The sequence below is a fragment of the Marinomonas profundimaris genome, from assembly GCF_000508165.1.
GTDB classification, from domain to species: Bacteria; Pseudomonadota; Gammaproteobacteria; order Pseudomonadales; family Marinomonadaceae; genus Marinomonas; species Marinomonas profundimaris.
This window is the reverse complement of record NZ_AYOZ01000023.1, coordinates 205,270-224,203: the sequence shown is the minus strand read 5'-3', so window position 1 is coordinate 224,203 and position 18,934 is coordinate 205,270. Positions and strand designations below refer to the sequence as shown.

Genomic DNA, 18,934 nt, shown 5'->3' with positions numbered 1-18,934 from the left:
AAAGATTAGCACTTCAACGATGCTACCGCACGCGGAGGCTAAAAATCCCCCGGCGCGCACTGCAAGCACGTCAGCCCCAAATTGCGCCAGCCTTGCACAACGGCGTCACGGTCGTCCAATACCAACCAAGGGGAGAAGCCATCACTATGAATTTTCTCCAACAAAGCTTTTTTCACTTCTTCATCAGGCACGGCGTCGGCGCCTTCGGGGCGTAAATACATGCCATCACACGGAATTTGGTGTTTTTGAATCCATTCAAGCGAGTGCTGTTTGTGGGACTCAGGACGACCACTGCAAATCAAAATGTGTTGACCTTGTTGCTTGAGAATATTCACCAGCCGCAATATATCTTCAATCACTGGCGCATGTTTCATGTGTTCAAAAAACGGATCCCAATGCTTTTCAGCGCCCAATACCCAATGGGCGACTTGGGTGTGATCAAATTCAGCAAGAGTGCCATCTAAATCAACGATAACGGCGTTTGGGGTCATACAAATTTTCCTTTAAATGGGGCAATAATCCAGCCGTTTTCATCTTGGCTGGGAATGAAAGAAATCGGAGTCACATTGCCAATTCTTGGACAATACGGTGTGCCATTAATCACATTATTCAACACGCGGTACACGCCCGAATGCGCAATGATTAACGGCCAATCATGTTCACTTAAAATGATGTTTAGCGTGCTGAGAACACGGGCTTCAAAGTCATGCCAAGATTCGCCATTGGGCGGCGTGATTTCATAGGCTAGTTGCTGCTCAATAGGACAACCTTCTAAATCACCCCAGTTGCGCTCTTTAAGCTGTTCGTAAGGCACTATAGTTTGCTCTGGCACTGCATGAAGCGCGGTTTGTTGTGTGCGTTGTAGTGTGCTGGTAATCACCGCGCTCCACTCAATAACACTCAGAATCGGCGCCGCTTGTTGGGCTTGTTGAATGCCTTTTTCACTCAATGGACTGTCGGTAAAACCACCAATAAGATAGTCCGCATTAAAGGTGCTCTGAGCGTGGCGTGCGAACACAAAGGGTTTATGGGTTAACGTCATAATGTTGCTCAATTTTGGCCTGTGAAAGATAAGTCTGTGTAATATTTTCCTGCGAAGTCACACTAGGACCAAGGGCGGTTTTCCATTCATTTAGATCTTTCATATGGTGAAAAAGCGGCGAACACACGTCGCACTCTAGATGATCGACAAGACGTTTTAGATCTCGCTTGCGCGGATGCACATTCCAACGGACAAAATGCGCCTTGTCTTCGCTGACGGCTTGTCGTGCGTGTTCAGGAAGGTGTCCGGTATAAACCGGCAAATAACGTTCGGGGTGTTGCAGTAACGCCGCCGCTTCGCCGCTCATGCCATCGGGGTCACCGCATAACACCACTTTAGCGGTTGGATTAAACGGCTGGCTCTTAATACGTTCTAAAATAGGTCGAACCTCCGTACAAATACCCTCTATTGGTGCCGCCAAAGCCGACTCTGGCGACAAACAATCTTCGCCTAATGTCCAATCGTCGAAATCAAATGACGTCAGCCAACAAGCAATTTCTAAGGCGCGACCACTTTGTGGTACTGGCATCAACAACGCTCGTTCATCGCCCAGAAAGTTCACCAAGGCACTTTTGCATTGCTCTAACGAATTATCATATAAACCATAGGACGCATCGAGTAAGGCGATGCTGGCTTTCGGCGGCATGGTGAAAGGATACAGGGTAGATTCCAGACTGAAATCACCGCTGTAAAATACACCCTTCCCAATATTGAGATGCAACCAAACACCGCCAAACGAATGCCCAGCGGAGCCAGTGGTGACGTCAATGCCTTCAACCAAGGTCGTGCCGCACACCGGCAAGGTCTGTAGATTCAGGTGACTCGGTAGCTGTTTCTGCACCAACAAGGTCGCATACACTGGCACCTTGCTGTCTACATCATCTAATCCGCCCATGTGATCTTGATGATCGTGGGAAATAAATATGGCATCTAAGTCATCGGGTTGCGTCCAACCTTTGGCTTCGTCTGCTTCTAACGCGCCTCCAGCATCAAGTAAAAATCGCAGTGTTCGAGCATGAGGCGATGCTTGATAAGTGACCAAAACCGCCGCAGCGGTTTTTCGACCAGCACCACTGAGAATATCTACGCAAACCTTCATGATTCACTCTCAAGCGACCAAGCTTGCCCAAGACGCACATGATGCACGCTATCGAGTGTCATCGGCACATCGCTGTAAGCCAATAACGTCTGGCCATTGTTGAGTATTAACTCGATGTCGTAACGCTCTCCACGGAAAATACAGTGGCGCACGGTCACCGCAAGCGGTTTTGAACTCGCAACATCGGCACTCACATCGACAAACGCAATATCTTGTGGTCGAACCAACACATTGCTGGAGACTGTTTGTGGCAAATAGCCATCAATCAAACGATGTAAATCGGCGCTATTAATGTATTGCTGTGGCGCAATCGCTTCCACGTTCAATACGGAACCTCGACCAATAAAGTTCGCCAGCCAAGTGTTCTTCGGCGTGGCGTACAATTCCTGTGGCGTTCCCCATTGCACAAGCTGGCCTTTGTTTAATACCGCGATGTGATCCGCCAGCGACATGGCTTCGGATTGATCATGAGTCACATAAACGATGGTAGCTCCCGTACGTTTATGAAACGCGCGGAAGGTTTCTTCCATAGTGGCACGTAAATGACGATCTAAGTTCGCCAACGGCTCGTCAAACAACACCACGTCCGGTTCGGTCACCAAACTTCGCGCCAATGCCACGCGCTGACGTTGTCCACCGCTGAGCTGTGCTGGTAATCGATCGGCATAGTCTTCAAGCTGCACGATCTCTAACGCTTCTTGGATGCGTCGATTGCGCTCGCCGGCAGGGATCTTCTGCACCTTAAGCGGATAACCGACATTGTCTTTGACGCTCATGTGCGGCCATAGCGCGTAAGATTGAAAAACCATGCCGAAGTTTCTGTCTTCCGTCGGAACATGCTGTCTCGAACTAGAAAGACACTCGCTTCCGTGAAGGATTTGTCCGTCAGAAACCGCTTCAAATCCCGCTAACATTCTTAAAATAGTCGATTTACCACAGCCACTCGGGCCAAGCAATGCGACAAATTCGCCCGGCTCAATGGTCAAACTCAAGCCTTTAACAACGGGATCGCCATGAAAAGATTTATGTAGATTGTCTAATATTAATCGTGCCATGGAATCACTCCTTTCGGCAGACGGGAAGCAAACAAGCTCAATAGGCTCATCAACCCTGCAACCAGCAACACCACCAGCACGGCAATGGCAGAAGCCAGTACACTATCGCCACTTTCATCGAGGTTAAAAATCAATACGCCGAGGGTTTCATTGCCTGCACTCCACAACAAAGCCGACACCGTCAGCTCATTAATCGAGATGAGAAACACCAATAACCCACCCGCAAAAAAAGCGGGAGCGGTGAGCGGCAGAATAATATCGACTAAGCGTTTCAGCGGCCTTGCCCCCGCCAGTTGCGCGGCTTCTTCTAACGCAGGATCTAACTGGGACATGGCGCTTAATACTGGCTTCAAGCACACGCTCAAAAAACACGAAAGGTACGCCAAAAAGATAATGCCCAAGGTGCCGTACAGGCTCACTTGGATAAAGGGCAAGGGTTTGGCAAACAGCAGAATAAAGGCAATCGCCAACACAATCCCTGGGATGGCGTAAGGCACTTCGATCAAGCTGGCAATCACGGCTCTGGTGCGCATTGGCAAACGCATCAACAAATAGCCCAAAGGCAAGGACACCAACATGAGAACCAAAGCACAGGAAAAGGCCAAAAAAACACTGTTCTCAAACGCTCGTGACGTCACGCCTTGGCGACTGATCATCTCGTAAAACGCAGACAAGGTAATGGTGTCGGACGTCAGCGACATCCCCAAAGCCGGCACGAGCGAACTCACCACCAACGCAAATAAAGGCGCCACCAAAATAAAGCAAAGCACTAAGGCCAACAGCACTTCTAATGGCAAACGCCAGTGCTGTAATCGAAATGAAATCGACTGCGCCGTGTGCCCCAATAAGGCATAACGACTACGCTGCTGCAGCCATTGCTGTAACAACATACCCGCCAACACCAACAAAGCGATGATCATCGACAGCCCAGCCACTTGGCTCAGCATATCGTTACCGAATCCCGCCATTTGCTGATAAATCAAGGTAGGCAAAACAATGTAACCGGCGGGGATACCCAGCATCGCAGGAATACCGAAATTACCCAGCGACGACACAAACGCCAATGCCGCCCCCGCGATAATCGCACTGCGACATAACGGCACAATGATGTCGAACCAAACTCGACACTGAGATGCTTTCGACAGCTGTGCGGCTTCCAATAAATCTTGTGGTAATGCAATCAATTGCGTTCGAAGCGCGAGATACACCAAGGGCGCACTTTGGATACCCAACAACAAGGCAATGCCTTCTGCAGAATACATCGGCTGTGGGCTACCCAACGCAGGCGCCATGCCCAAGGTGTTTAAAATAGGACTCGCCGGACCAAACAATTGTAGCCAGCTCAATGCTGTGACTTGAGGTGGAATCATCATCGGCAACATAAAGCAGAACACCCAAATGGCACGACCACGAATGTTCGTCAAAGTAACAATAAAGCCAAATCCGCAGCCTAGAATCACGGCAATCAAGGTGCCTAAACCAGACGTATAAAAGCTGTTTTTTAAGGCAATCCAAGTACGCTCACTGCGTAATACTTCCGCCAAAGGCGATGACGCCGAAAAGGTAACATGACTTAGCGCTTCCACCAGCAACCGCAAACTCGGCACAAGGCTCAAGGTCGCAATCAAAATGAAGAGCCCAATGGACAACCAGCGAAGCTGGCTGTCCATCCTCAATCCATCCATAACACGTGCTTTTAACAAAGAAGGCGTCATCTTGCTTAACCTTCAAAGATCTTGCTAAAGCGAGCTTTATTCACTTCATTGTTTTCTAGCGTCTTCGCCGCATCAAATGGCATCAAACGAATCGCGTCACGCTTAGGAAAACCCGCTGGGACGCCGATATCACCACGAGCAGGTAAATACCCTTGCTCTAATACCATCTGCTGACCGTCTTTGGACAACAGAAAATCCACAAAACGTTTCGCGGCCGCTTTGTTTTTAGCGCCTTTCATAATGGCAACCGGTTCCGTCACCATGCTTACGCCCGTTTTAGGGAAAATAAACTCGATCGGCGAGCCTTTCGCGGCTTCACGAATGGCTAAGAAATCCACAATCACGCCATACGGTTTTGTGCCTGACGCAACGGCTTTCAATACACCACCGTTGCCGCCTTGGGCTTTCACTTGGTTCGCGTGCAATTGCTCGTAGTAATTCCAGCCTAGCGTTTTATCATCCGTTAACGTCGCAAGGTGAATCAATGCAGCACCAGAATACAAAGGGCTTGGCATTGCCACTTGGTTTTTATATTCAGGCTTCGCCAGATCCGACCAATCAGTTGGATGTTGTGGTGCTTTTTGATGACGAACAATGCCCGTCGTGATCAATTTCGTGCCGTAGTAATAACCCTTTTCGCTGTACAAGCTGTCTTCGTATTGTGTGCGGTTAGGGCTTAGGTAGGATTCTAAATAACCGTCCGACACCATGGATTCCATAGTCACGCTGTCGGCGATTAACAGCACATCAGGTTTCACCACGCCGGAAGACAATTCAGCGCGTAATTTGGTCATCAACTTCGTGGTGCCGTCACGAACCCATTCTACTTTGATGTCTGGATTTTCCGCTTCAAAAGCGTCCACTGTCATTTGCGCGTCTTTGTTTGGCTGACTGGTATACAGGGTCAACGTCTCTTGAGCTTGCGCAGAAAGAGGAAAAGCAAGTGCCGCTGCGCATATCAATAAAGTCTTCTTAACGGTCATTGGGAAACTCTCTTTTTGATAAGTGAGCTGCAACAATACCGACACAATTTGACACTATAGTGACAAAAAGTTTTCGTTTAATAGCGACCTTCTTTCGTTTCGAAAAGCCGCGTGAAAAAGCACACTAAAAAGGACTAAATCCTATGAACAAGCGACATCATGACATTGTCCAATGGGTGAATTTACAAGGAAGACAGACATTACAAGCCGTCGCAGACCAGTTTTCGGTTTCCGTGCAAACCATTCGCTCGGACATTCGATTGTTGGCCGAAAAAGGACTCATACTGCGCAGCCACGGCGAAGTGATTCCGTTTCCTCATCGTGAAAATATCAGCTTTGACCAACGTCGGATTCGTCATGCTGCAGGCAAAAAGCACATTGCCGACCTGTGTGTGAGTAAGATTGCGGATTATCAATCGATCTTTCTCGGCAGTGGTTCAAGTGTCGCGGAAGTGGCGAGTCGGCTTACGTCGTTTCAAGGTCTACAAGTAATGACGACCAACTTGCATGCCGCGCGCAACTTATGTGAACACCCAGATTGCGAACTGACAATTTCGGGCGGTCGAGTGCGAATGCGCGATCAAGATGTGATTGGCGGTGATGCCATGCGTTTTTTCCAACGTTATCGCGCCGACATTGGTATTTTTTCCGTCGCGGCGACCAATAAACAAGGGCATTTATTTGATTTCACCGACGAAGAAGTCATGGCTAGAGAAGCCTTGGTAGAACATTGTCATTATCGTATTTTGGTGATCGACAGCACAAAATTCGACACTGAGTCTCGTTGTTTATGGGGAAAAATGAGCGACTATGATTGCGTCATTACAGACCAACAACCCGCTCCCGCGCTATTAAGCACGCTTACCTACCAAGGCGTCGAGGTATTGTATTGACCATGTTATTTACTTCATAAAAATGGCCAATATTTGGCAATGAGTTTGTGTATGCCTCTTCGATACGGTGGCCGAAACAGTGACAGGATATTTGGCCCTCGTTTACGCAAGACGGACTTACTATGGGAAAAGGTTCGGAAGCCTTCTTCAGCGTGATACGCGCCCATTCCCGATGTGCCAATGCCACCGAAAGGCAAATCTGCTTGCGCGACTTGAATGAGCGTGTGGTTGATGACCAAGCTGCCACTGGTAATTTGTTGTTCACAGCGTGCTTGGTCTTCGTTTTGTTGCGTAAATAAGTACATCGCCAAGGGACGTGGTCGTTGCTGAATATAGGACAAGGCGTCATCCAATTCGGAATACGTCAGAATGGGCAACAAAGGCCCGAAGATCTCGTCCTGCATCACCCCCAATTCGTCGTTTGGCTGATGAAGGACATGAAAAGCCAGTTTTCCGTCGTTTTCTATTGGCCCTTGCGGCATGAGATTGTCACATTCGACGCCGGCGGTGCGTGCTTCGTCTAAATAACGCTTCAGGCGGTCTAACTGACGATCGTTAATCATGCTGGTGTAATCAGGGCTCTGGATACCGTCTGGGTAATACGCGGCAAGTTCTTGCTTCATATGATCAATCAACGCCTGTTTTTGATCGTGATGACACAAGACATAATCCGGCGCGACACAGGTTTGTCCCGCATTTAAGGTTTTGCCAAACACCAGTTTTTTCGCCGTGTCGTTTAGATCCGCCGACGGCGCCACGAGCAAGGGTGATTTGCCGCCCAGTTCTAACGTGACAGGGGTTAAATTCGTGGCCGCATTCCGCATAATAATGTGGCCAACGGACGTTGAACCAGTAAACAGCAAATGATCAAACGGCAATTGGCTGAATGCATTGGCAATTTCGGCTTCGCCTTCGACGAATTCGATCCAATCCTCACCGAGCGCTTGATCGACGATGGTACGCAAGACGCTATTCGTCTCTGGGCAAAATTCCGACACTTTCAGCATCACGCGATTTCCCGCCGCCAACGCGCCAACCAAAGGTCCTAAGCAAAGCAAGACAGGATAGTTCCACGGAGAAATAACACCGACGACGCCTTTGGGTTGATACATGACCTTCGCACTCGCTGGCAAGGTACTAATGTGTACACGACGACGAGAAGCGCGCATCCATTTCGAAACATGTCGTTTGGCGTGTTTGATTTCACCCAAAAGAGGTATCAGCTCGAGCAATCTGGATTCTTCTGGCGCGCGGTGTCCAAAGTCTGCCTGCAAAGCGTCTAATAAGGCGATTTCATTCTTCAGTAACGAATCATGTAAACGCTGCAACGCCTGTTGGCGTTCTTCGACGGTTGGAAAGGGCTGCTTTTGTGTCAAATCCTTCAAGCGAGCGTGCGCCATGTGGATCTCATCTTTTGAAGAAAACGTAGGAGATGTTGCTGTCATTGTGGCCTCGTCGACTCTCGTTATTATTGTTTGCTCAAACCTTGATTCAGGTTATGACATTCCTTTTTTATGGCGACAATTGTCGATCATATCTGCGCGTCATTAACTACACTATCTAAGTGACTCATCAAGAATGCAAGGAGTACATCATGGCAACGATTCTATGTTATGGCGATTCCCTTACTTGGGGCAGAATTCCAAATGGTGGACGCTACCCTAAGCATCTTCGCTGGCCAACGATTCTAAATGGTTTATTGGGCAATCAGCATCAAGTAATAAATTTCGGGTTACCGGGCCGAACCACTCTCTGGAATGACCCTTTTTTAGAAGGCAGAAATGGCTTGGCGTATCTTCAGGCGAGCTTAGAAACCTTCGGCCCTGTCGATGTTTTAGTCTTAATGTTGGGCACCAATGACCTGAAGCGTTACTTCCACGTTGGTGCCTTTGAAGCCGCAAAAGGCGTCGAGAAGCTGATCGAGAAGTCAAGAATAGCAGATTATCATGATTTTCCGAGCCCAACGCTGGTGGTGATCGCGCCACCAAATATTTTATCCCCAACGGGTGCTATGGCGGAAAGCTTTGACGGAGCCGTTGAAAAATCACAACATTTTCATCAGCACTATCAAGATATCGCCGTTCATAACCAGTGCCTTTTCCTCAATGCGGCGGGGATTTTACAGCCCAGTGAGGCCGATGGCGTGCATTTAGACACCAAAGCAAACGAACAACTGGCTCACGCTGTTTATTCACTCATCAAAGATGTGATTAAAAATTAAACTATTGTTTTATAATGATTTTTTTGTAAATTTCGCAAAATGACGTCAAAAGCGCAAAATAGTATTATCAGCAAATATTAGATTTTTATGATGTACTTTTTGAAAATAATCTTGCTTTAGACTCTTGACAAAATAGTCAATAACTTGCAGCCGCGAAGGAAAGGTTAAAATTTGTACAAAATATGCACGATTATTTACAATCAACCGCTTTTTTACGAAATAATCTCTCGTCCAAATTTTCTTACACAAAGTTATCCACAGGAAATTTGGGCGAATCCCCATTTTCGAATTCCTTTTAAAATGCCTCTAAACCGTGCAAAAAAACGCAAAATAGCCGCTCTGTATGCTTCGTTTTCGGCTTTTTTGTACCTCGTAATTGGCACGCAAATCCGTATGATTTAGCGATAACGAATCAAAGCAGAAGGAAAATAGCTATGAAAGTCAGCTTCATCGGACTCGGCACTATGGGTTACCCAATGGCAGGTCATGTTAGCAAAGCAGGACACACGGTTGTGGTCTATAACCGTTCTACGGAAAAAGCCCAAAAGTGGTGCGAAGAGCACGTAGGCACGTTCGCCAAGACGCCAGCATTGGCGGCTCAAAACAGCGACATAGTGTTAACCTGCGTGGGCAATGACGACGATTTACGCGCTGTGTATTTAGGCGCTGACGGGGCCTTTCAAAACGCCAAAGCAGGCACCTTATTTATCGACCATACAACGGCGTCTGCAGAAGTCGCTAAAGAGCTGCATCATGCGGCCCAAGAGCGTGGTTTTGCCTTTATGGATGCACCGGTTTCGGGTGGCCAAGCTGGCGCGGTAAACGGTGTACTGACGGTAATGATTGGTGGCGAAAAGAGCGATGTAGAAAAAGCGCAGTCGGTGCTCGATTGTTATGCCAAAGCCAGTACATTAATGGGGCCGGTCGGCAACGGTCAGATCGCGAAAATGGTCAATCAAATCCTTATTGGCGGCGTGTTGTCTGGTCTGTCGGAAGGCATGCGTTTTGCTCAAAAAGCCGGTTTGGACATCGCAACGCTAGTCGATACATTAAAACATGGCGCGGCGGGTTCTTGGCAGTTAGAGAATCGCGGTGAAACCATGGCGAAGAATGAGTTTGATTTTGGCTTCGCGATCGAATGGATGCATAAAGATTTGGGGCTGTGTTTGGCTCAAGCCGAAAAAATGGGGCTCAATTTACCGCTGACTCAGGCCGTGGATCAAGATTATCAAGATCTGATGGCCGAAGGTCGAGGCCGCCAAGACACATCGGTGTTAGTGAAAGCCTTCGATAAAAAATCCTAACGCCCCTCAACATAACGTGCTTTGGTATCGGTTCGCATCCAAAGCGCGTTCTTTATATTACGTCCTTGTTTTATCGCTTCTTTCTTCTCGTTATCACTCCCTTTTGAAGGGCTATATCGGCAATTTTTTTGCCAAAATAGCGTGTTATTTTTAACCCATTAAAAAAAATCGCTCTCTTTTCTTCCTCATTGTTTACTAACGCGTTGTGCTTAACGCCTTTGTTATCAAGGCTTCTACACCTTTATGCGTATTTGATATTCATTCCATGCATAGGGCATATCGTTATTTCGATTGGTCATTTAGAAAGGCTTAAGTACTCTTCAAAGACGCTGTTTTTGGTGGTTCTTCCGCCATAAATAGCTAAAGGGGGCTCAGGGATGAGGCAGAACAGCCCCATTCGAACTAGGAGTTTGGATGGGGTTTGTTTCTCTGCACTGATAAAGAAGGCTCTTTACCTACCTAAGAAAAAATCACAAAAGTAACGAACACCTTGATTCGACTTCCCACGTGTTTAACACGAAATATAATTACGTTAATGGAGAGTTACAATGAAAAAAGGGCTAGCAAAACTAACGCTTGCACTCATGGCTGCTGGAGCAATCGGCACATCTGCTCACGCTGCATCCACACTGGTTTATTGTTCAGAAGGGAGTCCTGAAGGCTTTAACCCTGCCTTTTATACTTCTGGTACGACGTTCGATGCGACATCGAAAAACATGTTCAACCGTTTGGTTGAGTTTAAACTGGGCACAACAGAAACTGAGCCTGGCTTGGCAACAAGCTATGACGTTTCTAGTGATGGCCTTGAATACACTTTCCATTTGCGTAAAGGCGTGAAGTTCCATTCTTCAAAAGACTTCAAGCCAACACGTGATTTTAACGCTGACGATGTGATTTTTACATTTGACCGTCAGGGCAACAAAAACAACCCTTACCACACCGTGTCTGGCGGCTCTTACGAGTACTTCACCGGCATGGGTATGGATTCGTTGATCAAAGAGATGGTGAAAATCGACGACTACACCGTCAAGTTTGTTTTGAATCAACAAGAAGCGCCATTCGTAGCCAACTTGGCAATGGACTTCGCATCGATCTTTTCGAAAGAACAAGCCGATGCTTACATGAAAGCGGGCAAGCCAGAACAGTTGGACATCAACCCTGTCGGCACAGGTCCTTTCCAAAAAGTTCAGTACCAAAAAGATTCTTTGATCCGCTACACCGCGTTTAAAGACTACTGGAAAGGCAAAGCAAAAATTGATCGTCTTGTTTTCTCTATCACACCAGACGCTTCTGTTCGCTACGCGAAATTGAAAGCGGGTGAATGTGATGTGATGCCGTACCCGAACCCTGCTGATCTTAAGCAAATGGAATCGGATCCAAGCATCAACCTAATGAGCCAAGAAGGTTTGAACGTCGGTTATCTTGCGTTTAACACTCAGAAAAAACCTTTCACGGATGCTCGTGTTCGCCAAGCACTAAACTACGCTACGGATAAGAGCGCGATCATTGATGCGGTTTTCCAAGGCGCTGGTAAAGTCGCGAAGAACCCGATTCCACCAACAATGTGGTCTTACAACAAAAAAGTGGTTGATTACCCATACGATCCAGTAAAAGCGAAAAAATTGCTTGCTGAAGCGGGTTACCCGAATGGTTTCTCTACCAACATCTGGGCAATGCCTGTTCAACGTCCGTACAACCCAAATGCCCGTCGTATGGCTGAAATCATGCAAGAAGACTGGTCTAAAGTGGGTGTTAAAGCGGAAATCGTTTCTTACGAATGGGGTGAGTACCTAAACCGTTCTAAGAAAGGTGAGCACGATACCGTATTGCTAGGTTGGACCGGTGATAATGGTGACCCAGATAACTTCCTTTACGTATTACTAGGTTGTGACGGCGTTGGCGGATCTAACCGTGCACAGTGGTGTAACGAAGAGTTCAACAACTTGTTGCTTGCAGCAAAACAAACTCCGAACAAAGCGGAACGTACAAAAGACTATGAGAAAGCTCAAGAAGTATTCAAGCGCGAAGCGCCTTGGGTAACGATTGCGCACTCTGTTGTGTACGAACCAATTCGTAAAGAAGTAAAAGGTTACAAAATTGATCCACTCGGTGGTCACTACTTCTACAACGTCAGCAAATAATCGACGTTTAGGAATAAGCCCTTTGGACTAGAAACGTCCTTCGGACTAAACAAAATACCTACTCGCCGGGACGTGAGTAGGTATTTTGCTGACCGAGCACACTGCTCGATCACACAACATCGCAAGAGAGCCAGTCCTTTATGTTCCAGTTTATTTTCCGTCGCTTAAGCCTCGTCATTCCGACCTTTCTCGGGATCACCTTGCTGACTTTTACCCTTATTCGCTTAATCCCCGGCGATCCCATCGAAGTGATGGCCGGAGAACGCGGTGTGAGCGAAGAACGCCACGCCGAACTGAGTGCTCAGTTGGGCTTTGACCAACCTATGTACATTCAGTATTTCCGCTATGTCACCGGTGTTTTACAGGGTGACTTGGGCAACTCCCTCATTACCCGAGAACCGGTAATGAAAGAATTTCTAACCCTATTTCCAGCCACGATAGAACTGGCAACCTGTGCCGCTATTTTTGCCATTTTTATTGGTTTGCCCGCGGGTATTTTTGCGGCCGTAAAACGGGGAACCATTATTGACCACTCGGTGATGACCTTTTCTCTCACCGGCTATTCGATGCCCATATTCTGGTGGGCGCTGTTATTGATGCTGGTGTTCTCCGTGAACCTTGGCTGGACACCGGTTTCAGGGCGGATCGACGTGGTGTATTGGATTGATGACGTGACCGGTTTTATGCTGATCGATTCCTTGTTGTCTGACGAAGCCGGCGCCTTTCAGTCCGCCGTGTCGCATCTCATTCTGCCAAGTATCGTACTCGGCACGATTCCGATGGCGGTGATTGCCCGTATGACACGCTCTTCTATGTTGGAAGTATTGAGCGAAGATTACATCCGCACCGCTCGTGCAAAAGGCATTGCGCCTTGGCGAGTCATCGTTATTCATGCGTTACGTAACGCCCTGATTCCAGTCATTACCGTGATTGGTTTGCAAGTCGGTATCTTGCTGTCTGGTGCGATTCTGACCGAAACCGTGTTTGCTTGGCCGGGCATTGGTAAATGGTTGATCGAGTCCATCGGACGCCGTGATTACCCCGTTGTACAAGGCGGAATTTTGATTGTCGCTTGTATCATCATTGTCGTGAACCTATTGGTAGATATCACTTACGGCATTGTTAACCCACGTATTCGACACAGCCGATAAGGAGACGTTATGACAACTTCTACAGAAACGTCGACAAACAACGGCGCCGTCACCGCACCCGTGCCCATGACGCCGTTACAAGAATTTTGGCACTACTTTCGCAGCAACAAAGGCGCGGTAGCAGGTTTGGCATTTATTGTGCTGATTTGCTTCATGGCGGTATTCGCCAACTTTGTTGCCCCACATTCCCCTTCTGATCAATACCGTGATGCATTGTTGCTGCCACCAGCTTGGTTACAAGGCGGAAACTGGTCGTTTGTATTGGGTACAGATGATGTGGGTCGCGATATTTTATCTCGCTTGATCTACGGCTCTCGCCTTTCGATTGCCGTGGGTATTGTCGCCGTGACCGCATCTTTGGTCATCGGGATTTTGCTGGGCCTTGTGGCTGGGTATTTCAAAGGCATGATCGACACCGCCATCATGCGCATCGTCGACATCATGTTGGCCATGCCAAGCTTGTTGTTGGCCATTGCGATTGTGGCGATTTTAGGGCCAAGCATCGTCAATGCTGCATTGGCGATTTCCATCGTCTCGCTGCCACATTATGTGCGTTTGACCCGTGCAGCGACCATGGCGGAAATGTCTCGTGATTACGTGACGTCTTCCCGCGTGATCGGCGCCAGCCCATTACGTCTGATGTTCGTTTGCATTTTGCCAAACTGTTTAGCACCTTTGATCGTACAAGCCACGTTGGGCTTTTCGAGCGCAATTTTAGATATGGCGGCGCTGGGCTTTCTTGGTCTTGGCGCACAACCACCAACTCCAGAATGGGGTTCTATGTTGGCCGACGCACTGCAATTCGTTCAGCGTGCTTGGTGGGTGGTTACTTTCCCCGGTTTGATGATTTTGATCACAGTACTGGCGTTTAACCTCATGGGTGATGGCTTGCGTGATGCCCTTGATCCCAAGTTGAAACAGTAAGAGAGGTTGTTATGTCACTGTTACAGTTGGAAAATTTAAGCGTTACCTTCGGCAATTTTCGCGCCGTAGATAATATTAGTTACAAGGTCGAAGAAGGGGAAGTTCTCGGCATCGTTGGGGAGTCTGGCTCAGGTAAGAGTGTGAGTTCATTGTCCATCATGGGCTTGATCGATTTCCCAGGAAAAGTCAGCGCCGATCAATTGTCCTTCGACGGTCAAGATCTGCTCGCGATGCCAGAAAAACAACGCCGTAAGCTTACTGGTTCCGAAATCGCGATGATCTTTCAAGACCCAATGACAAGCTTAAACCCTTGTTTTACGGTCGGTTATCAGATCATCGAAGCCTTGAAAACACACCAAGGCGGCAGCAAAAAAGAACTCAAAATACGCGCCATTGAATTACTCACGCAAGTGGGTATTCCTGCGCCAGAGTCTCGTTTGGATAACTATCCTCACCAGCTTTCTGGCGGCATGAGCCAGCGTGTGATGATTGCCATGTCGATTGCGTGTAATCCACGTCTATTGATCGCGGATGAGCCGACAACGGCCTTAGATGTGACAATACAAGCGCAGATCATCGACTTGTTGATTGATTTACAACGCGAAAAGCAAATGGGTTTGGTGTTGATCACGCACGATTTAGCGTTAGTGGCTGAAGTCGCTCATCGCGTGATCGTCATGTACGCCGGTCAAATTGTTGAATCTGGCCCAGCATCGGAAGTGTTCAGTACGCCGAAGCACCCCTACACACAAGCCTTGCTGGCTTCCTTGCCAGAATCGGCAGCGGGTAAAGCACGACTTGAAGCACTACCAGGCGTGGTTCCGGGTCAATACGATCGTCCTTTGGGTTGTTTGTTAAGCCCGCGTTGCCCTTATGCGACCGATTATTGTCGTAAAGTGGAACCCGCGAACCAAGGCGACCTTGATCGCCAAGTGAAGTGCCACACGCCATTGGACCGCGAAGGGAGACCAGCCGCATGAACCAATCCGATAGCCGCTTAATTTTAAAAGCCGAAGATCTAAAACAGCATTATCGCGTGAAACAAGGTTTCTTCAAACCGGAAGCCGTTGTTAAAGCCGTCGATGGCATCAGCTTCAATCTTGAAAAAGGCAAAACCCTTGCTGTCGTGGGCGAATCGGGTTGTGGTAAATCGACCCTTGGCCGCATGTTGACCATGATTGAAACCCCAACAGAAGGCAAGCTAGCGCACCTTGGTGAAGACTTGTTGGCCTTAAGCGCCGACGCTCAAGCAAAGCTGCGCCAGAAGATCCAGATCATCTTTCAGAACCCGTATGGTTCCTTGAATCCGCGTAAGAAGATCGGCGCCATCTTGGAAGAGCCTTTGGTAATCAACACCAAGCTTTCTAAAGCCGAACGCAAAGAAAAAGCGCTCTCTATCATGGCAAAAGTCGGTTTGAAGACCGAACATTACGATCGTTATCCGCACATGTTTTCTGGTGGCCAACGTCAGCGTATCGCCATCGCTCGTGGCTTGATGCTCGATCCGAACGTTATCGTTGCTGACGAGCCTGTGTCGGCGCTTGACGTGTCTGTTCAGGCGCAAGTCTTGAACTTGATGATGGATCTGCAGGAAGAGTTCGGTTTGAGCTACGTGTTCATCTCGCACGATTTGTCTGTCGTGGAACACATCGCCGACGACGTGATGGTGATGTACTTGGGCAAAGTGGTAGAACAAGGGACTCGCGAACAATTGTTCGAAAATCCGAAACACCCTTATACCTTGGCATTGTTGTCTAGCACGCCGCAGCTTTCACCAGAAAAACGCCGTACGCGTATCAAGCTGGAAGGCGAATTGCCTTCGCCGCTGAATCCGCCATCAGGCTGTGCTTTCCACGGACGTTGCAGCTACGCCAACGACCGTTGCAGTAGCGAAACGCCGATGTTGCGATTGGACAGCGAAGAAAACCAAGAACAAGGCCACTTGATTGCCTGCCATGCGGTTGAAGAAAATCGCATAGAAAGCTTAGTGGAAGGCGCCGCTTAACCAACAGCGGCACGAAAAGGACATTCACTCCCAGTGAATTTTTAACGCCCGAAAGGGCGTTTTTTTATGGCTAAATTATATGTATGCCTTATTGCCAATCCAAAGACGTCATAAATTTATATTGTTTACTATACCAATAATTGATATCTACAGCACTAAATTGGATGACTAAGTCCCCACCCCAAGCATTACACTTTATACACTGAGGAAAGCCATTTAATGCTTTGCTCAGATTGCTAACTTATAAAAATAATGAATGCATTGGTGTCAGTATGAAGTTTGATTTTTCTATCTACGACCTTCAGGTCGCAGAAGCTTCTTCGCAAACGCTCACGAAAGTGTTACTGGACAAGGGATTTGGAGAGTATCGTTTCATTCAGAGTACGCCTCTGAAGCAGCTTGCAAAGCTAAGATTTAAAGAATTCGGACCGCTTTCTATTTTGGAATACGAAGCAGGCGCCGTCACCACGATTCGCGCGTCTAAAGGCACGAATGCCTACTACCTGCACATCATTCTTGCAGGTCAGAGTATCGGTAAATCCAATAACGAAGAACGCACATTAAAAACAGGCGACTCCATTTTAGTGATGCCCGGCACTCGATTTGAATCACATAACACCAAAGACTGTCGGAAACTCATCGTCAAAATACCAACCGATTTTTTGCATCAAACCGCACGAAAATTTGGCTATATTTCATCCAAAAAACCCATTCAATTCGAGCATAAAGCAAACGTGTTCCCAATGACGGGGCCGTTGTTTAATTTGCTCAATGACATGTTACAGCAGGATAAAAGCACACTGTATGATCGAGCCTTGGTCTATTACTGCAGGCTGTTCAATAGTGCCATTTTGACTATGTTCAACAGCAATTTTAACCAGTCTCCTCTTGCGACTTTGTCGGTGCATCGCCATATTGAGCGCGTTCGGAATTACGTACTGGATAATATTACCGCTGACATCACGATCGATGAATTAGCCAATGTTTGCCAAATAAGCCGCAAGTCTCTGTATAACCTATTTGAAAAAGAAGCAGGCCTAACACCTTCTGCTTATGTGCGCCGCCTCAAATTGGAAAGCGCCTATTCCGAATTAAAGCACAACGAACACATTAGAAACGTGACGCAAGTGGCATTAAAATATGGCTTTACTAACTTGGGAAGATTCTCGGCTCAATACCGTGAACAAATTGGGGAGCTGCCTTCGCAGACGCTGCGGGATTTTGCACCTTAATTCGGTTCTAAAAAGAACACACTGGGCAAAAGGGTAAAGCCCAGTGTGTTCTTGTCAGTGCTCTTTATTAAAACTTGTACATCGCCATGACTTCAACTTGCTGCCCAGCAGGACGCGTTGCTATATTGCCGCTCGGTGCACCATTACTGGCTGCACTTTGATCTCGCAGCTCTAGACCAAACTCAAGCCCAGGAACATAGGCGTAAATCATGTTTGCGGTTGTGATTTTAAGCGTGTCATCCGCAAGGCTAGAAGCATCAGTCGTGACTTGACCATAACGCAGGTTCACTCGCAGCTTGTCGCTTACCTTATGACCAATGCCCGCAGAAAATCCACTCACCGTTAATAGATCGCCATTACCGTCTAATTCCGAAGATCCAGCGGTTCCAGCTGCGCCGTTGTAGCCCCAGCCTGCGTATATTGCTGCACCTTTACCGGAAAATCCGCTTAACGATACGCTTGTATCACCAAACTTCAGCTTAGTCGCTAAAGACAATGTCATCCCAAATTTAGACTCACTGTCTGTCGTCACGGAAGGCGTTGTGTCGACATCACGACCAGTGACAGTGACGTTAAACGCATGACCTTCTGCCGTTCGATGTGTATAACCCGCGACTAGATCAGGGGTGCTTGCATTGCTATAAACTGGATCTTGCATCGTTAAGCGCATGCCGTCTTTTGCATAATGCACAACAAGATCTGGTCTTACTACCGCACCGTTTCCTGAGACAGTACCAATCCCTGTTCCGTAGAAATTAATCATTTCTGTATCAAAGGGTGCATTGGCAAAAAACTGCCCCGTCCAAGTTTGACCGATGGTTAAGTTATCGACCGTGATTGTGGCGTGACGCAAACGAAACACGGAAGAAGAACCTCTAAAGTCACCTTCAATAAACCCTTTTAGACTGTGGTCGCCTTCCTTGCGGCTGGTTGTGAAGTTCAAACGAGACTGACTGGCACTTCCTTCAAAAGTGCTGCTTCCTTCATCCGGGTTATTAAAAACACCTTCGGACTTAAGATAGCCTCCTACGCTAAATTGAGTGCCATTAAAATCACCTAATTCCAGAGCAAACCCTTGAGAGGAAAGGCTTGCAACGATAACGGCTTGCGCGACTTTATTTTTCATTAGCATATTGATACCACCCTGTTTTTATCATTTATATTTATTA

Annotated in this window: 17 protein-coding genes; 9 read left to right on the top strand and 8 right to left on the bottom strand. The window is 47.6% G+C overall.

All coding sequences use genetic code 11. The features are described from left to right. Window positions 1-38 precede the first annotated feature (38 nt). The 6 genes from D104_RS30190 to D104_RS30165 are packed head-to-tail and all read right to left on the bottom strand — an operon-like array spanning window position 39 to window position 5,894. On the bottom strand, window positions 39-491 hold the full coding sequence (locus tag D104_RS30190; protein WP_024024385.1) for a phosphatase domain-containing protein: 453 nt from the start codon (window positions 489-491) through the stop codon (window positions 39-41). Continuing rightward, window positions 488-1,042 carry a histidine phosphatase family protein gene (locus D104_RS30185; protein WP_024024384.1) on the bottom strand — a complete coding sequence of 185 codons (555 nt, stop codon included), beginning with the start codon at window positions 1,040-1,042 and terminating at the stop codon, window positions 488-490. Before D104_RS30185 ends, D104_RS30190 begins: the two co-directional genes overlap by 4 nt. Continuing rightward, on the bottom strand, window positions 1,026-2,141 hold the full coding sequence (locus D104_RS30180) for an MBL fold metallo-hydrolase (RefSeq protein ID WP_024024383.1): 1,116 nt from the start codon (window positions 2,139-2,141) through the stop codon (window positions 1,026-1,028). The genes D104_RS30185 and D104_RS30180 overlap by 17 nt, the downstream gene beginning before the upstream one ends. Further along, complete coding sequence (locus D104_RS30175; protein ID WP_024024382.1) at window positions 2,138-3,196, bottom strand: ABC transporter ATP-binding protein; 1,059 nt, start codon at window positions 3,194-3,196, stop codon at window positions 2,138-2,140. Before D104_RS30175 ends, D104_RS30180 begins: the two co-directional genes overlap by 4 nt. Then, window positions 3,184-4,866 carry an ABC transporter permease gene (locus D104_RS30170; protein ID WP_084546030.1) on the bottom strand — a complete coding sequence of 561 codons (1,683 nt, stop codon included), beginning with the start codon at window positions 4,864-4,866 and terminating at the stop codon, window positions 3,184-3,186. Before D104_RS30170 ends, D104_RS30175 begins: the two co-directional genes overlap by 13 nt. A 50-nt stretch (window positions 4,867-4,916) precedes the next feature. Next, window positions 4,917-5,894 (bottom strand): ABC transporter substrate-binding protein, encoded by a 978-nt coding sequence (locus D104_RS30165; protein WP_024024380.1) that lies wholly within the window; start codon window positions 5,892-5,894, stop codon window positions 4,917-4,919. Window positions 5,895-6,037: 143 nt separating this feature from the next. Between D104_RS30165 and D104_RS30160 the strand changes: the two genes are divergently transcribed. Further along, the gene (locus D104_RS30160) at window positions 6,038-6,787 is read left to right on the top strand and encodes a DeoR/GlpR family DNA-binding transcription regulator (RefSeq protein ID WP_024024379.1); all 750 of its coding nucleotides are present in this window, start codon (window positions 6,038-6,040) and stop codon (window positions 6,785-6,787) included. 14 nt (window positions 6,788-6,801) lie between these two features. Here the strand turns inward: D104_RS30160 and D104_RS30155 are convergent, their stop codons facing one another. Further along, on the bottom strand, window positions 6,802-8,232 hold the full coding sequence (locus D104_RS30155) for a coniferyl aldehyde dehydrogenase (protein WP_024024378.1): 1,431 nt from the start codon (window positions 8,230-8,232) through the stop codon (window positions 6,802-6,804). 149 nt (window positions 8,233-8,381) lie between these two features. Between D104_RS30155 and D104_RS30150 the strand changes: the two genes are divergently transcribed. The 8 genes from D104_RS30150 to D104_RS30110 all read left to right on the top strand — a co-directional run bounded on the left by D104_RS30150 (window position 8,382) and on the right by D104_RS30110 (window position 17,765). Beyond that, window positions 8,382-9,008 carry an SGNH/GDSL hydrolase family protein gene (locus tag D104_RS30150; RefSeq protein ID WP_024024377.1) on the top strand — a complete coding sequence of 209 codons (627 nt, stop codon included), beginning with the start codon at window positions 8,382-8,384 and terminating at the stop codon, window positions 9,006-9,008. A 434-nt stretch (window positions 9,009-9,442) separates the two neighbouring features. Then, window positions 9,443-10,312 carry an NAD(P)-dependent oxidoreductase gene (locus D104_RS30140; RefSeq protein ID WP_024024375.1) on the top strand — a complete coding sequence of 290 codons (870 nt, stop codon included), beginning with the start codon at window positions 9,443-9,445 and terminating at the stop codon, window positions 10,310-10,312. A 548-nt stretch (window positions 10,313-10,860) separates the two neighbouring features. Continuing rightward, a complete protein-coding gene (locus tag D104_RS30135) occupies window positions 10,861-12,453 on the top strand; it encodes an ABC transporter substrate-binding protein (protein ID WP_024024374.1) in 1,593 nt (530 codons plus the stop codon). Window positions 12,454-12,593: 140 nt separating this feature from the next. Then, window positions 12,594-13,604 (top strand): ABC transporter permease subunit, encoded by a 1,011-nt coding sequence (locus D104_RS30130; protein ID WP_024024373.1) that lies wholly within the window; start codon window positions 12,594-12,596, stop codon window positions 13,602-13,604. A 9-nt stretch (window positions 13,605-13,613) separates the two neighbouring features. Then, window positions 13,614-14,528: a dipeptide ABC transporter permease DppC gene (gene dppC, locus D104_RS30125; protein ID WP_024024372.1), complete on the top strand. Its 915-nt coding sequence runs from the start codon at window positions 13,614-13,616 to the stop codon at window positions 14,526-14,528. Between the two features lie 11 nt (window positions 14,529-14,539). Next, a complete protein-coding gene (gene dppD, locus D104_RS30120) occupies window positions 14,540-15,508 on the top strand; it encodes a dipeptide ABC transporter ATP-binding protein (RefSeq protein WP_024024371.1) in 969 nt (322 codons plus the stop codon). Continuing rightward, window positions 15,505-16,533, top strand: coding sequence for a peptide ABC transporter ATP-binding protein (locus D104_RS30115; RefSeq protein ID WP_024024370.1), 1,029 nt, complete (start codon window positions 15,505-15,507; stop codon window positions 16,531-16,533). Before dppD ends, D104_RS30115 begins: the two co-directional genes overlap by 4 nt. A 272-nt stretch (window positions 16,534-16,805) precedes the next feature. Beyond that, the gene (locus D104_RS30110; protein WP_024024369.1) at window positions 16,806-17,765 is read left to right on the top strand and encodes a helix-turn-helix domain-containing protein; all 960 of its coding nucleotides are present in this window, start codon (window positions 16,806-16,808) and stop codon (window positions 17,763-17,765) included. A 67-nt stretch (window positions 17,766-17,832) separates the two neighbouring features. Here the strand turns inward: D104_RS30110 and D104_RS30105 are convergent, their stop codons facing one another. Then, window positions 17,833-18,897, bottom strand: a complete 1,065-nt coding sequence (locus tag D104_RS30105; RefSeq protein WP_024024368.1) for a hypothetical protein — start codon at window positions 18,895-18,897, stop codon at window positions 17,833-17,835. Window positions 18,898-18,934 lie beyond the last annotated feature (37 nt).

Excerpts from the sequence above, each read along its gene's own strand:
- D104_RS30190 (WP_024024385.1), bottom strand. The coding sequence starts at position 491 with ATGACCCCAAACGCCGTTATCGTTGATTTAGATGGCACTCTTGCTGAA.
- D104_RS30185 (WP_024024384.1), bottom strand. The coding sequence starts at position 1,042 with ATGACGTTAACCCATAAACCCTTTGTGTTCGCACGCCACGCTCAGAGC.
- D104_RS30180 (WP_024024383.1), bottom strand. The coding sequence starts at position 2,141 with ATGAAGGTTTGCGTAGATATTCTCAGTGGTGCTGGTCGAAAAACCGCT.
- D104_RS30175 (WP_024024382.1), bottom strand. The coding sequence starts at position 3,196 with ATGGCACGATTAATATTAGACAATCTACATAAATCTTTTCATGGCGAT.
- D104_RS30170 (WP_084546030.1), bottom strand. The coding sequence starts at position 4,866 with ATGGACAGCCAGCTTCGCTGGTTGTCCATTGGGCTCTTCATTTTGATT.
- D104_RS30165 (WP_024024380.1), bottom strand. The coding sequence starts at position 5,894 with ATGACCGTTAAGAAGACTTTATTGATATGCGCAGCGGCACTTGCTTTT.
- D104_RS30160 (WP_024024379.1), top strand. The coding sequence starts at position 6,038 with ATGAACAAGCGACATCATGACATTGTCCAATGGGTGAATTTACAAGGA.
- D104_RS30155 (WP_024024378.1), bottom strand. The coding sequence starts at position 8,232 with ATGACAGCAACATCTCCTACGTTTTCTTCAAAAGATGAGATCCACATG.
- D104_RS30150 (WP_024024377.1), top strand. The coding sequence starts at position 8,382 with ATGGCAACGATTCTATGTTATGGCGATTCCCTTACTTGGGGCAGAATT.
- D104_RS30140 (WP_024024375.1), top strand. The coding sequence starts at position 9,443 with ATGAAAGTCAGCTTCATCGGACTCGGCACTATGGGTTACCCAATGGCA.
- D104_RS30135 (WP_024024374.1), top strand. The coding sequence starts at position 10,861 with ATGAAAAAAGGGCTAGCAAAACTAACGCTTGCACTCATGGCTGCTGGA.
- D104_RS30130 (WP_024024373.1), top strand. The coding sequence starts at position 12,594 with ATGTTCCAGTTTATTTTCCGTCGCTTAAGCCTCGTCATTCCGACCTTT.
- dppC (WP_024024372.1), top strand. The coding sequence starts at position 13,614 with ATGACAACTTCTACAGAAACGTCGACAAACAACGGCGCCGTCACCGCA.
- dppD (WP_024024371.1), top strand. The coding sequence starts at position 14,540 with ATGTCACTGTTACAGTTGGAAAATTTAAGCGTTACCTTCGGCAATTTT.
- D104_RS30115 (WP_024024370.1), top strand. The coding sequence starts at position 15,505 with ATGAACCAATCCGATAGCCGCTTAATTTTAAAAGCCGAAGATCTAAAA.
- D104_RS30110 (WP_024024369.1), top strand. The coding sequence starts at position 16,806 with ATGAAGTTTGATTTTTCTATCTACGACCTTCAGGTCGCAGAAGCTTCT.
- D104_RS30105 (WP_024024368.1), bottom strand. The coding sequence starts at position 18,897 with ATGCTAATGAAAAATAAAGTCGCGCAAGCCGTTATCGTTGCAAGCCTT.